Raw genomic sequence first — 13,435 nt, 5'->3', positions numbered from 1 at the left:
TTGTGGTGCCGAAAGACGCTTACGCTTTGGTCAGGATCGCGGTAGGTGCGTCCGCCGCGGTCTCTGCCAGCTCTTCGAACTCGTTCACACCGTTGATCTCAACGCCCATGGAGATGTTGGTGATCTTTTCCAGGATCACTTCAACAACCACGGGAACCTTGAACTCGCCCATGAGTGCCTTGGCCTTGTCGAAAGCGGCAGGCAGATCGTTGGGGTCCTCAACGCGGATGGCCTTGCAGCCCAGTCCTTCGGCAACCTTGATGTGGTCAACGCCGTAGCCATTGGTCTCCGGGGAGTTGATGTTCTCGAAAGCCAGGGAAACGTTCTGCTCCATGTTGAAACCGCGCTGGCTCTGACGGATCAGGCCCAGGTAGCTGTTGTTCACCACAACGTGGATGTATGGCAGGTTGAACTGTGCGCCCACGGCCAGTTCCTCGATCATGAACTGGAAATCGTAGTCACCGGACAAGGCAACAACGGTAGCGTCCGGGGTGCCCCGAACAACGCCCAGTGCAGCGGGAGCGGTCCAACCCAGCGGGCCGGCCTGGCCTGCGTTGATCCACTTGCGGGCACCGAACACGTGCAGCATCTGTGCGCCGGCGATCTGCGACAGGCCAATGGTGGACACGTAGGTGGTGTCGCGGCCGAAAGCCTTGTTCATCTCCTGGTACACACGCTGCGGCTTGATGGGCACGTTGTCGAAGTTGGTCTTGCGGTGCAGGGAGCCCTTGCGCTCCTGGCACTCGGCAACCCAGCCCGAGTAGTCCGGCAGGGTCTTTGCAGCCTGGCGCTCGCGGGCCAGCTCCAACAGACCGTCCAGCGCCGCACCGGCGTCGGACGCGATGCCCAAGTCCGGGGAGAAAACGCGACCGATCTGGGTCGGCTCGATGTCGATGTGCACGAACTTACGGCCTGCCGTGTAGGTGTCCAGGCCGCCGGTGTGGCGGTTGGCCCAACGGTTGCCGATGCCGATCACGAAGTCGCTCTGCAGGAACGTCTCGTTGCCGTAGCGGTGCGAGGTCTGCAGGCCAACCATGCCGGCCATCAGCTGGTGGTCGTCCGGGATGGCGCCCCAGCCCATCAGTGTGGGGATAACGGGAACGTTCAGGATCTCGGCCAGCTCAACCAGTTGGGCCGAAGCGCCTGCGTTGATGATGCCGCCGCCGGCGACGATCAGCGGGTGCTTGGCCGCGGTCAGCAGGTCCAGGGCCTTTTCCAGCTGCTTGCGGGAAGCCTTGGGCTTCTCGATGGGCAGGGGCTCGTAGGCGTCGATGTCGAACTCGATCTCGGCCATCTGAACGTCGATGGGCAGGTCCAGCAGAACCGGGCCCGGACGGCCCGAGCGCATCAGCTGGAAAGCCTTCTGGAAAGCGCCCGGAACCTGGCCCGGCTCCAGGATGGTCATGGCGAACTTGGTCAAGGGCTTGGCGATGGACTCGATGTCCACGGCCTGGAAGTCTTCCTTGTGCAGCTTGGCAACGGGTGCCTGGCCAGTGATGCAGAGCATGGGGATCGAGTCCGCCTGCGCTGCGTAGAGGCCGGTGATCATGTCCGTGCCAGCGGGGCCCGAGGTGCCGATGCAGATGCCGATGTTGCCATCAGCTGCGCGGCTGTAACCGTCGGCCATGTGGCTGGCGCCTTCAACGTGGCGGGCCAGCGTGTGGCGGATGCCGCCGTGGGCACGCATTGCCGAGTAGAAGGGGTTGATTGCTGCGCCTGGCAGGCCGAACGCCTCGGTGGCGCCTTCCTTTTCCAGGATGGCGACTGCCGCGTCAACGGTGCGCATCTTAGCCATGGTGTACTCCTTGAAATCTTGGGTTCGCCCCGCGTTGGGGGCGGAAAAAGGGTGTGGTGAGGGAGCCGCCGTCGTTTATGTACGACGGCGGGTATCCCGTGCTGCTTGTTCGCGCCTTGGCGCGGTGCTTACTTCCGGCCGCTGAGCTGGAGGACCTGCTTGAAGAGGCCCGAGTGGTCGAGGCCGCCGTCGCCCTGGTTGACGGTTGCGGCGACGAGCTGTGCGACGACGGCGCCGAGCGGGACGGCGACGTTGGCTTCGCGGGCTGCGGAGGTGACGATGCCGAGGTCCTTGTGGTGGAGGGCCAGGCGGAAGCCGGGGTCGAAGTTGCGGTCGAGCATCTTCTGACCCTTCTGGTCCAGGACCTTGGAGCCGGCCAAGCCGCCGCCGAGGACCTTCAATGCTGCGTCGGTGTCAACGCCGTAGGCCTCGAGGAAGGCGATGGCCTCGCCGAGGACCTGGATGTTGACGGCCACGATCAGCTGGTTTGCAGCCTTGACGGTCTGGCCGGAGCCGGACGGGCCGACGTGGACGATAGTCTTGCCCACTGCGTTCAGGACATCCTGTGCTGCCTCGAAGTCTGCTGCCTCGCCGCCGACCATGATGGACAGGACGGCGTCGATGGCGCCCTGCTCACCGCCGGATACGGGAGCGTCGAGCGGGCGGATGCCTGCTGCGGAGGCTTCGTCGGAGAGGCGCTTGGCGACGTCCGGGCGGATGCTGGAAGCGTCGATCCAGATGGTGCCCTTCTTCGCGTTGGCGAAGACGCCATCCTTGCCGCTTACAACACCTTCAACATCGGGGGAGTCCGGGACCATGGTGATGACGACGTCGGCGTCCTTGACTGCGTCCGCGATGCTGGTGGCACCCTGGCCGCCCTCGGAGACGAGCTTGTCGATCTTGTCCTGGCTGCGGTTAAAACCGGTGACCGTGTGGCCGGCCTTGACGAGGTTGATGGCCATGGGGAGGCCCATGATTCCGAGTCCGATGACTGCAACGTTGCTCATTGTGGTTCTCTTTCTTGAAAGTCTGTGTGTGTTTTAACCCGGGTGTGCTTACCCAACTAGGTGACAGTAAGTGTCGTACTGAGTGCTCAGTGGAGCGTTTGCTGTTACCTAGATGGGGCTGCGGTGCTTAGTTGGCGTTGGCGCGCTGGCGGATGGCCCAGCTGAAGGCCGTTTCCTGCGGTTCCTTGTACTCGAGGCCGATGTAGCCGTCGTAGCCGAGTTCGCGGCTGCGGGCGATCCATTCGCCGAGGGGGAGTGTGCCGGTTCCGGGGGCGCCGCGGCCGGGGTTGTCGGCGATCTGGATGTGGCCGAAGTCCTTGGCGTGGTTCTCGATGACGGATTCGACGTCGTCGCCGTTGACTGCCAGGTGGTAGAAGTCGGCGAGGAGCTTGATGTTCTGTGCGCCGGATTCTGCCTTGACGCGGGCGATGACCTTGAGTGCGTCTTCGGCCGTGAGGAGCGGGTACTTGGGTGCGCCGCTCACCGGCTCGAGGAGAACAGTTCCGCCAATACGTGCGACGCCGGCAGCTGCTGCGGCGAGGTTCTTGACGGCGAGTTCGTCCTGTTCTTCAGGGGAGAACTCGTCCTGGCGGTTGCCGTAGAGGGCGTTGAAGGCCTTGCAGCCGAGGCGCTCACCGATGCCGGCTACGACGTCGATGTTGTCCTTGAACTCGGAGCAACGTCCCTTCCAGGAAACCAGGCCGCGGTCGCCGCCGGGCATGTTGCCGGCGTTGAAGTTCAGGCCCGTGAGCTGAACGCCTGCGTCCTTGATGGCGGTTTCAAACTCTGTTGTTTCCTTGTCGGTGGGAACCGAAGTGGCGAAGGGCCACCAGAACTCGACGGCGTCAAAACCGGCTGCCTTCGCGGCGGCGGGGCGCTCGAGCAAGGGCAGCTCCGTCAGGAGGATGGAGCAGTTCACTGTGTACGTCATCGTAGGTCCTTCCGAGGAGGGGCTTTGATCTATCTTCCGGGATGCTTGGCTGCTGCCTTGGTGTTTGGCCTCAGTTTCCGCTTTATGGAATTTAGATTCTGCTTTATGAAAAGTTTAGGGAAGGTGGGGGTGTGAGTCAAGGGGTGCGGTGGGAGGTGGGGGTTTGGGATACCAAAGCACCCTCGAAAAGTGACAGTCGGTTCAAAACGGCCGGGCGAAAGACCTAAGGCCTGCGGGCGGGTCAAGGTCCTTATTCTCCAGCGCCGGGACGACCTTCTTGGTTGTCGTTTACGGACTCCTGAAGGTGAGCACGATGAACGCTTGAACTTCAAGGACTGGTTGCAAAAAGCATCATGTGCGCGTTTCGTGCGGCCATGATGCAGTGGAGGGCGCCCCAGCGGCGGCACCCGCCGAGCATGGGAATCCATGAGCTCCGGCTCCCGTCACAAGGTTGGCACGATACGGTGGGCACGATTGCATTTGGGATTTATTCAGCGCTCCGCATTCTAGGAGCCGTGGGCGCGCGCCAAGTCCGCCTCTCTGTCTTCCGTGACCAGGTGCAGGCTTGCGGGATTCTGTAGAGGGTATCCAGTACTTGAGATGGCCGGCTGAAGGGTCAATGCTCGGCTCAGCTGCAGAACAAAGCAGGGGCAATCTGCTCTGTTGCACCAAGCAGGGGGAAGCCCCCCTAGAGCCTCATCGGGCAGATCTCGGTCAAGTTAGTGGGCGAGTTGACTTACGACAGCGTAGCGGCGGCCGGGCACCCAGTCCGGTTTTGACCAGCGGAGAAGCGGGACGCGCCGTGGTGAGCAATTTTCTGGGAGCTTCTCGGCTCTAGGGGCCGCAAGCTATCGCGCTGGAAGGTCAAGCCTCCTGAGTCGACGCCCCGCTGTACAGGGACCTCTTTGATGAAACAATACGAAGCAAAGGCGAAGTCGACCCGTAGCCACGTCCACAAGGGACTGGGTGCAGATAGTGGACTATAAGCGCTACACCCCGCTGGAGGTCAAGCACTTCGCACTCCTTTTGCCGGCCGAGCCCCATTCGGATCTGCTTGACCTGCTGCGGTGCCATGGGTTGGGAGCTATATGGCCCGAGGCGCAGACCAGTCGGTTCGTAAAACTTGCTGATAACGGTTTTGACCCGTTTTAGAGATTCAAGCCGTCGATGGCTTAGATTTCAGTGATTAGGTTTTGATTGGGCGGGTATCTTGGGGGTCGAAGGTAAATGTCGTATGCACGTGACAGGGTCGTGCCATAGATGAGTTACTCGTTGGACGCCAAAGGGCGTCTAGTTCCCGGTCGGCACCGTACTACGCTGCCGGAGATTGAACAGTTTTTCGTTGAGGAAGCGCCTTGTTCGGAGCATCGCAGGATGGTTTTCACTGCGTTCAGCACTTGGGTAGAGCTGCTACGGGGACTATGCCCTAGCGCAATACTCTGGATCAACGGCGGCTTCGCCACATATAAGAATGAGCCGCCTAAGGATGTAGATGTGGCGGCGTTGATAGGCAAGAACGACATGAACTCGTGGACATCGGACCAGCAAGTCACGTTTGAGACCCTCCTTACGGATGTGCGGTCAGACGGAAGCCGGATTCAGCCGATGGGCGGACTGGTTGACGGCTTCTACGCGATTCGAGGCGACATCGACCAGTCGGTCGTATGGCACGAATCGTGGTCGGCGGTCTATGTCAACGGTGTTCGAAGTGTAGGAGAATCGAAGGGTTACCTGGAGGTGAGATTGGCAGATGGCTGACACTCTAGAATCATTCCGCGCTAGCTGGGAGTCCGCCCAAGGCGAGGATTTTGCGAGCAGAATGGCACGGCGGTCCCTAGAGGCTCTGGCTGCGCAGCGTGACGATCTCGAAGCGGCCCTGCTAGACCTCAAGAAGCCAATCCAGGAAAGCCTTGACCTTCATTTGAGGGGTGCAGGTGTTAAGGGGCACGCAACGGACACGGCTTCACTTGGCTACTTCATGGTTCAGGTGTCCGAAGCCGTCAAACAGATAGCCAAAGGCATGTCTGGGCGCTCGCGTTGGTCTCACAACTTAGTGTCGGTAGCTCCGTCCCCTGGTTCGGTGCGTCTGCACTTCGAGGTGCCTCCCATGAAAGCTCTGCAGGCCGACCTCCGTGGAACTGAAGTTGCCTCCTTCGATGCACAAGCCCTCCGGGCGATGGCAAACCTTCTTGTACAGGCTGAAAGTGCAGCTGAGAGCTTGGATGCGGCCGCCCAATCGCTACCGGTTCCCGCTCGAACCGCCGTCCGTCACATAGCAAAAACCATTGTCGACTCCCATTGGAAATTCGATGGCAGGCTGGAAGCCCGAGGACGACCCACCGTGGAGCTTTCACTCAGTGAGGCTGGCGCTCAGCGGCTATTCAGGGCTGCAACTGAGACCGACTCCGACGTCGTGCCGGTGACTCTAATAGGTGAATGCGACGGATGGACCTGGTCGACAGGGACGATGCGCTTCCTCGCGGAGAGACAAAAACCCTTCTCGGCGTCTGTTCCCCCGAACCTTCAGCAGGAGGTGGCACAGCTGGTTTCCGTTCCTGGCAATAAGGTTGTCGCCAACTTCCTGGCGACTCATTTGAGCGCGGCAGGAACGAATCGCCGACTTCGCACGAGTTATGTTCTGGTTTCCATCAAGAACGAGCCGATGACCAATTAGCTTGTGATGACAATAGGGCTCCGCAACACGAATGCGGAGCTCTATTGCTTGAGGATAGTGGCGGGCACGTCGATAGGACCTGGTTTGTGTCAAGATCGTCGGATGAGCGAACGACGAACGGCGTTGTAACGACAGCGCTGGAGGAGCTTAAGGGTGCTTCCCGATTCCTTCAGGTGCATTTGGCCCTTGTTGCCTCGGCGGCGCTAGTGTTGCTATCGGTGGTTCGCGTTTATATCTTCGCCTCGTTCAATACTGACGTGGCGCTAACGGTTCTGTCAGTTGCTAGCCGCACTCAGTTCTCCCGCGTAAGCTCAGCAGACGGCAGGACATACGCTTTGAAATGAGCCTCAGCTAGTGGCTAGGCAGGGGTCGGGAATGCGGCGCTTAGAAGGAAGCCGCCTTCAACTGTGGATGCAATGAGCCTCCTGTAGCGCTGAGACGAAGGAAATGTCCTGATGGACGCCGTTGGTCCCTCAAACAGCACGGTACTTTCCTCTCCGCGCATAACTTCGACCCGAGTTGGCGTTTCTGTGACGATGCACCTATTGCCAGTCGCGCCTAGCCACAACAACGGGCTGCCGTCGGAAGAGTAGGTAAGTGATCGACGACGTCCAGTAAAGCGTCCGTGGGAATCTACTCCTGACATGTTTCCGACGAGAAGGCGGCCAGATTCCCAGACCGCGTATGAGTCTTCGTCAAGCGTTTCGCTGTCGGTGGCGACCTCGGCAGGGGCTCGGACGCCGACCAACGTTCTACGTCCCGACTTGCTTTCAGCAACTTCGCTTGGCAGGACTTCGTAGGAATCATGCGTCGGGTGATTCACCGTGTTTCCCCAACCTATACTGCTCCTCAGTGAGCGAATGTCTAGACGAATTAGAGAACTTTTCCCTTTGCTGCCTACATTTGTGAAAACCGCCAGTCCCTCGTCCCCCAGCGATGCCCCGACCGCTCCAAGGCCTGTGCTCAAGGATTCAGTCGGTTTGTCAACTAGCAGCTCGATATCCTCTCTGTCTTCGGGGAGCGTTCCTCGCGGTCCAAGCGGTATGCGTATCGTGCCCGTATCGGTTGCCAAGAACATTTGGTTGTAAAATACACGCATATCGAGATGCGCTGAGGCTTCAATGACGAAACGCGAACGTGCCATCGGAATCGGTGTGATCTTCAGTCTTTGTTCCGACAGGTGGAAGGATTGCCAGGCTGTTTTCATCTCTGGCCACGCTCCGATGCCCTTGCTAGAGAACAGCCCATAAGCTATGGCGAGCCCGGACTCTTCCGCTTCGCTTTGCATCTGCCTGGCGAGCTCGGCGACGTCGTATTGAAGTATACGTCCGTTGAAAGTCAATACGAACAAGAATCCCCGATAGGCGAAGACGTCTAAGGCGTTCGGCTCGTTGAAGAAGGCGGAAACGTGCCGCATCACACTTTCCCCTTATCAATACGGGCCTTATCGAGATTAGAAATGAGACCCTGATCCCGCCACCGTGAGGTGAGCTCCGGTGGGGGCCTGTGTTCAAATTCTCTCTTTCGGTCCCGTGCCGATACCGGGTAGCCGTGCCGCTCATCATTGGCATTTGCCGCTCTAGGAAATTTAGCTACCCGCTCTCCGTTGGTCCCCAGAGTCACGAATCCCACGCCTAATCCCCAGTTGTGCTCGTTAGAGCATAGGTAGCTCTCCACATGCGATGTGACAAATACGCCGTATTCTTCCGGCGGACGTACAGCCCATTTATTCCTTGCCCCAGATGCCAAGCGGCGATGGTCAGTTCTCGACAAGTAGGCCGGAACTGTTCCGCTTGGATCGAACAAGATTCCAGCTGGTGTTTGTCTTCCGACGGAAGCATTTGATGAGGCCACGTCCCCAAGGTATTCCCAACAGGCTTCAGATACACAATTTGTTGTGTTTTAAGTGCAACTCGGTTGCGTGCGCGAGCAGATTCGACTGAGCGAAACACACCTAGAGCGTCCGCGATTGCCGTCGGGAAGCGTGTGACCTGCGCCGCTTCTTGTTCCCTTGCCCTACCCACTGTTCACACTGATACGCCTGTGTGCGACCAAACGTGCCAGGGAGCTAACGTCCTCATCCTGATGGCCTTGCCCGAAGAGCTCGCGATGAAGTGCCAGTGGATCACGGGAAATGCGAATCCCTCCAACCAATGAAGTTACGCAAATGCTAACCAGCGCCGGCCTTACAAGCCCCGCTGCACCCAACCACTGTAGGTTGGACCGACTAACATGTTCGGATGCACGCGTATAAGTTACTACCTACTTGAGGCCCCGGTACGAGGGAATTCGGGAATGTTACCCGCGCCTTAGCCCTGGCGGGCCCTTGGCTCCGGAGTCCAACCTTTTGAGACGTCGTTGACGGCGGCAGGGAGGCGTCATTTGATGGGAGTACCACATATCCTGATCCCCTCCAGTGTGCGGCTTCTCGAACGGATATGGGGATTACTCCGGTACATTGACCGCGGACGGCCCAATTGACTGAATGATTGGATGGAGCACGTTTCGATTGAATAGGAATGCAGCAATAAGAGACGGGCCCGGAATGCAGAGTATGTGCTTTCACGTAATGATATCTGCGCGCATCACCAATGGCTCCCGGAGCCGGAAGTCGCTAGAGTGGGCACGGCAGTGACGCGGCCGCAAGGACCATCTCACTGCTCGCGGAAGGACAAACGAATGGCTCGAGCGACAGTTCAGGATGTCGCCAGGACTGCGGGTGTGTCCGTAGGGACGGTGTCGCGTGTCTTGAACGGGAGCTCGGCGGTCAGCGCCTCGGCCAAGGAGAAGGTCAACGCCGCCATCAAGGAGCTCAGCTACCGCCCTCTTGCTTCGGCGAGGGATCTCCGTAGAGACAGAACCATGCGCGTGCTCGCCCTTGCCAAAAACCTGGACTCCCTGGTCATCAGCGAAGTCTTCCGAGGCGTCGGAGACGCGGCCGCAGACAACGGCTACGTCAGCCTTATCGCAGCCACCGACGGAGACCGTGACCGCGAACAGCAACTCGTCGACATGCTCCGAAACGGGTCCGTGGACGGGCTGGTGATCTTCTCCCCAACCATGCCGGACGAGGACGTCAACACAGTCGCGGAGCAACTCAGCGTCATTCAGGTCTGTGAAATCGTCGACGCCGAGGCGGCATTTGGAGTGTCCATCGATGACCGTCAGGCCGCCTACGACATCACCAAACACCTAATCGACACGGGCGCCAAGAAGCTGGCCATGCTCGCCCACAGGGGTGCCCGCTCAGGCCGGCTGCGTGAGGAAGGCTTTCGCCAGGCACTCGCGGAAGCGGGCTTGGAATCAGATCAGGTCCTGCTTGGTGAAGGCAATTTCGGATTCCATGCTGGCCGTAGCCTCGCCAAGAAGCTCCTCGAAGGAAAAGACCTTCCGGACGCCGTCTTCTGCGGGACCGACGTAGTCGCCGCAGGGTGTGTCCGCGAGCTCACGGACGCCGGCCTACGTGTACCAAACGACGTCGCAGTCGCAGGTTTCGATGACTCTGCCCAAGCAGAAATGTGCGTCCCGGAGCTGACCACGGTCCGGCAGCCGGCCTACGAAATGGGGCGCGTAGCCTTCGCTGAACTCCTCGAACGGATGACCGTCGAGGGCTCCCATCGCAAGGGCCGGACCTTCCTTCCGCACGAACTCGTCATCAGAGACTCCACCAAATAAAAAGGGTTGACAGCCCCGAGTCACCACTGACAAACTACTTTGGAATCGATTCCACGGCCATGAGGCCGATTTTTTTGGAACACATTTGGAATCGATTCCATAGATCGCAAGAAATACCGGCAAAGAAGCCACCTTCAGAACGCGGGACAGCCAAAAAACGCGCACTGAACGCCACCCATCCCCACAGTCACCAAAGGAGCCACTCGTGGACTTGAACCGACCTGCTTCTCCGCTCCAGAACAAAGCAACAAACCGCAAAGCCCTCGCAGCGACCGCCATAGCCACAGCCCTCCTCCTCAGCGCATGCGGCGGGGGAGCAGCACCCCAAGGTGCCGAACAAGCGGCAGCTGCCGATCCGGCGTCGGGCGCTAATGCCAGCGGCGCCGTGAACATCTGCGGCGTCAAGGACGCGAGCGGCATCTACAAGGGCACGGCGGAAGCGTTCACCAAGGCAAACGGCAAGGTCACGGCCAAGTACACCGAGATCGGCGCCACCACGGATGAAGCCCGGACGCAGATCGTGCAGCGGCTCGAGGGCAAGTCCACCGAGTGCGACCTCTTCCTCACGGACGTCATCTGGACCTCGGAGTTCGCCTCCCAGGGCTGGCTGCTGGACCAGACCAAGCTGGTGGAAGCCAACAAGGACCGGCTCATTCCCTCCACTGTGGAGACCACCAAGTACCAGGACAAGTACTGGGCCTCGCCGTTCTTCACCAACGCTGGATTGATCTACTACCAGAAGGACAAAGTAGCCAAGCCCGAGACCTGGCAGCAGCTCTACGCAGAAGCCGCCAAAGCTCCCGGCGACGGCTACGTCTACCAGGGCAAGCAGTACGAGGGCCTCACGGTGAACTTCCTCGAAATGCTCTACAGCGCAGGCGGCGAAGTCCTCAACGACCAGGGCGAGGTCAAAATCGACTCCAAGGAAACCCGCGAGGTCCTCAACTTCATGAGCGACGGCCTGAAGAACGGCTCAGCCGACCGCGCCGTCCTCACCTACAACGAGGATCCGGCCCGCCTCGCCTACGAATCCGGCGACTTCGGATACCAGCGCAACTGGCCGCACGTGTACCGGTTGCTGAACGCGACACCGCTGGCGTCCAGCTTCGGCGTGGCGCCCCTGCCGGCATGGGAAGGCGGCAAGGCCTCCGGCGTGCTCGGCGGCTGGAACCTCGCGATCTCGGCCCACTCCACCAACCAGGCCGGGGCTGTCGCGTTCATCGACTTCGCCACCACCCCGGAGTGGCAGAAGCACGTGGCCATGGACTACTCGCAGGCCCCGGTCAACGAAGCTGCCTACTCTGACGCCGCGGTACTGCAGAAGATGCCGTTTGCCACGGAACTCCTCGCCTCGGTGAAGGGTGCCAAGCCGCGCCCGATCTCCCCGGTCTACCCGCAGATCTCGCAGGCGATCTACAAGAACGTCTACGCCGTCCTCTCCGGCACCACCTCCACCGAGGACGCCGTGAAGAAGATGGCTGACGAAATCACCACCGCCAAGGCGAGCTTCTAACCATGGCCACCAGAACAATCTCGCCAAGCCGCGGCCCAGCGAAGACAAGCGGCCGCGATCGCGCCGAACGCAAGCTCGCGTTCCGCATGACCGCCCCGTCACTGGTCATCATGGCGCTGGTCGCAGCAGTCCCCATTGGCTACGCGATCTGGCTTTCCCTGAACCAGTACAGCGTCCGTACCGCCGGCCTGTCCCGTTTTGTCGGCCTGGAAAACTACATCAACGCCCTCGCAAGCCGAGAGTGGTGGGCGGCGTTCGGCCAGACGTTCCTCTTCGCAGGCCTCTCGGTCACCCTGGAACTCATCCTCGGCACAGCTATGGCCTTGCTGCTCAACCTCGCATTCAAGGGCCGCGCGGTCCTGCGCACCGTGGTTCTGCTGCCGTACGCGATCATCACCGTGGTCAGCGCCATCACCTGGCAAACGATGTTCCAGCCCAACATGGGCCTGGTCACCAACGTCCTCTCCACCCTGGGGCTTCCGGGCGGCGACGTCGTCTGGCTCGGCGAGCATGGCTACGCGATGGCCGTGATCGTCATGGCCGACGTCTGGAAGACTACACCGTTCGCGGCGCTCATCATCCTGGCCGGCCTGCAGGTCATCTCCGCCGAAACGTACGAGGCCGCGGAACTCGACGGCGCCAGCAAATGGCAGACCTTCGTGAACATCACTCTGCCGCTCCTGCGTCCAGCAATCGTCCTCGCCGCGATCTTCCGCACCATGGATGCCCTCCGCGTCTTCGACCTGCCGTTCGTCCTCACCCGCGGCGCCAACGGCACCGAGTCCATGTCCATGCTCGCCTACACCCAACTGCGCGAAAACCGGCTGGTGGGCGAAGGGTCGGCGCTGTCCATCCTGACCTTCCTCACCGTCATGGTGGTCTCGGTCATCTATGTCCGCTTCGCCGGCGGCAACATCCGCGACGTCGCGAAGGAGGAACAATGAGCACGCTGACTGCAGAACGCACGACGCCGGCACTCGCCACCGCGGGCAAGGCGCCGAAGCGTCGCTTGCGTGGGGAATCGAAACTGCACCCCTTGGTGTGGGTGTTCGTGGTGGCCGTCATGGGCTTCTCGCTCATCCCGTTCTACTGGCTGGTCAACACGTCCCTTAAGAAGGGCGCGAGCCTGTCCCAAGGCGAGCTCTTCCCGAGCCAGCCGACCCTTGAAAACTACGCCGTGGTCTTCCAGAACCCCGAGTTCCTCCTGGCCTTGCGCAACTCGGTGATTATCGCCGTCGTAACTACAACAGTGGCGCTGGTGTTCGCGTCCTTCGCCGCTTATGCGCTGGCCAGGCTGAAGATGCGCCGCAAGGCGATGATCCTGACGCTGATCCTCTCGGTGACCACGTTCCCGGCCATCGCGATTGCTGCCCCGATGTTCTCCATCTGGCGCGAAATCGGGCTGTACGACACCTTGCTTGGCCTCATCATCCCGAAGCTGACGTTCGCATTGCCGCTGGCGATCTACACGCTGACGTCGTTCTTCAAAGAGATCCCGCGGGAGCTCGAGGAATCCGCGTACATGGATGGCGCTACGCCGTTCACCGCGTTCCGCAAAGTCATCCTTCCGCTGGCGGTTCCCGGCCTGGCGACGACCGCGATCCTGGTGTTCATCTCGGTCTGGAACGAATTCCTCCTGGCCGTCACGCTGACCACCTCGCCGGAAGCCCGACCTGTGCCTGTCGCGATTGCGTTCTTCAGCGGAACCAGCGAGTTCGACCAACCCCTCGGCACCATAAGCGCCGCGTCGGTGATCATCACCGTCCCGCTCGTGATCCTCGTGCTGCTGTGCCAGAAACGCATCGTTTCGGGCATGACGGCCGGTGCGGTCAAGGGCTAA

Annotated in this window: 9 protein-coding genes and 1 pseudogene; 6 read left to right on the top strand and 4 right to left on the bottom strand. The window is 60.5% G+C overall.

Translation table 11 applies throughout. The features are described from left to right. Window positions 1-19: 19 nt before the first annotated feature. The 3 genes and pseudogenes from gcl to PJL15_RS09395 all read right to left on the bottom strand — a co-directional run bounded on the left by gcl (window position 20) and on the right by PJL15_RS09395 (window position 3,733). The gene (gcl, locus tag PJL15_RS09405) at window positions 20-1,795 is read right to left on the bottom strand and encodes a glyoxylate carboligase (RefSeq protein WP_281450884.1); all 1,776 of its coding nucleotides are present in this window, start codon (window positions 1,793-1,795) and stop codon (window positions 20-22) included. A 128-nt stretch (window positions 1,796-1,923) separates the two neighbouring features. Beyond that, window positions 1,924-2,808, bottom strand: a pseudogene (locus PJL15_RS09400) (2-hydroxy-3-oxopropionate reductase); the annotation flags it as partial. Between the two features lie 121 nt (window positions 2,809-2,929). Next, window positions 2,930-3,733, bottom strand: coding sequence for a hydroxypyruvate isomerase family protein (locus PJL15_RS09395; protein ID WP_281450883.1), 804 nt, complete (start codon window positions 3,731-3,733; stop codon window positions 2,930-2,932). Window positions 3,734-4,993: 1,260 nt separating this feature from the next. Between PJL15_RS09395 and PJL15_RS22705 the strand changes: the two genes are divergently transcribed. Together PJL15_RS22705 and PJL15_RS09385 are read left to right on the top strand one after the other, a co-directional pair. Continuing rightward, the gene (locus PJL15_RS22705) at window positions 4,994-5,491 is read left to right on the top strand and encodes a DUF6932 family protein (RefSeq protein WP_432443810.1); all 498 of its coding nucleotides are present in this window, start codon (window positions 4,994-4,996) and stop codon (window positions 5,489-5,491) included. 61 nt (window positions 5,492-5,552) lie between these two features. Continuing rightward, window positions 5,553-6,407 carry a hypothetical protein gene (locus PJL15_RS09385; RefSeq protein WP_281450881.1) on the top strand — a complete coding sequence of 285 codons (855 nt, stop codon included), beginning with the start codon at window positions 5,553-5,555 and terminating at the stop codon, window positions 6,405-6,407. Between the two features lie 358 nt (window positions 6,408-6,765). On the opposite strand, the gene PJL15_RS09380 is transcribed toward PJL15_RS09385, so the two are convergent. Further along, the gene (locus PJL15_RS09380; protein ID WP_281450880.1) at window positions 6,766-7,827 is read right to left on the bottom strand and encodes a hypothetical protein; all 1,062 of its coding nucleotides are present in this window, start codon (window positions 7,825-7,827) and stop codon (window positions 6,766-6,768) included. 1,259 nt (window positions 7,828-9,086) lie between these two features. Between PJL15_RS09380 and PJL15_RS09375 the strand changes: the two genes are divergently transcribed. The 4 genes from PJL15_RS09375 (at window position 9,087) to PJL15_RS09360 (ending at window position 13,435) form a co-directional block, all read left to right on the top strand. Continuing rightward, window positions 9,087-10,082: a LacI family DNA-binding transcriptional regulator gene (locus PJL15_RS09375; protein WP_281450879.1), complete on the top strand. Its 996-nt coding sequence runs from the start codon at window positions 9,087-9,089 to the stop codon at window positions 10,080-10,082. Between the two features lie 205 nt (window positions 10,083-10,287). Then, window positions 10,288-11,595: an ABC transporter substrate-binding protein gene (locus PJL15_RS09370; protein ID WP_281450878.1), complete on the top strand. Its 1,308-nt coding sequence runs from the start codon at window positions 10,288-10,290 to the stop codon at window positions 11,593-11,595. A gap of 2 nt (window positions 11,596-11,597) precedes the next feature. Beyond that, complete coding sequence (locus PJL15_RS09365) at window positions 11,598-12,539, top strand: carbohydrate ABC transporter permease (protein WP_281450877.1); 942 nt, start codon at window positions 11,598-11,600, stop codon at window positions 12,537-12,539. Next, window positions 12,536-13,435: a carbohydrate ABC transporter permease gene (locus PJL15_RS09360; protein ID WP_281450876.1), complete on the top strand. Its 900-nt coding sequence runs from the start codon at window positions 12,536-12,538 to the stop codon at window positions 13,433-13,435. Before PJL15_RS09365 ends, PJL15_RS09360 begins: the two co-directional genes overlap by 4 nt.

The organism is Paenarthrobacter nitroguajacolicus (assembly GCF_029952445.1).
In the GTDB taxonomy this organism is placed as follows: Bacteria; Actinomycetota; Actinomycetes; order Actinomycetales; family Micrococcaceae; genus Arthrobacter; species Arthrobacter nitroguajacolicus_B.
This window is presented reverse-complemented; position numbering and strand designations above follow the sequence as displayed.

Coding starts and splice junctions, on each gene's coding strand:
- gcl (WP_281450884.1), bottom strand. CDS start 1,795: ATGGCTAAGATGCGCACCGTTGACGCGGCAGTCGCCATCCTGGAAAAG.
- PJL15_RS09395 (WP_281450883.1), bottom strand. CDS start 3,733: ATGACGTACACAGTGAACTGCTCCATCCTCCTGACGGAGCTGCCCTTG.
- PJL15_RS22705 (WP_432443810.1), top strand. CDS start 4,994: ATGAGTTACTCGTTGGACGCCAAAGGGCGTCTAGTTCCCGGTCGGCAC.
- PJL15_RS09385 (WP_281450881.1), top strand. CDS start 5,553: ATGGCACGGCGGTCCCTAGAGGCTCTGGCTGCGCAGCGTGACGATCTC.
- PJL15_RS09375 (WP_281450879.1), top strand. CDS start 9,087: ATGGCTCGAGCGACAGTTCAGGATGTCGCCAGGACTGCGGGTGTGTCC.
- PJL15_RS09365 (WP_281450877.1), top strand. CDS start 11,598: ATGGCCACCAGAACAATCTCGCCAAGCCGCGGCCCAGCGAAGACAAGC.
- PJL15_RS09360 (WP_281450876.1), top strand. CDS start 12,536: ATGAGCACGCTGACTGCAGAACGCACGACGCCGGCACTCGCCACCGCG.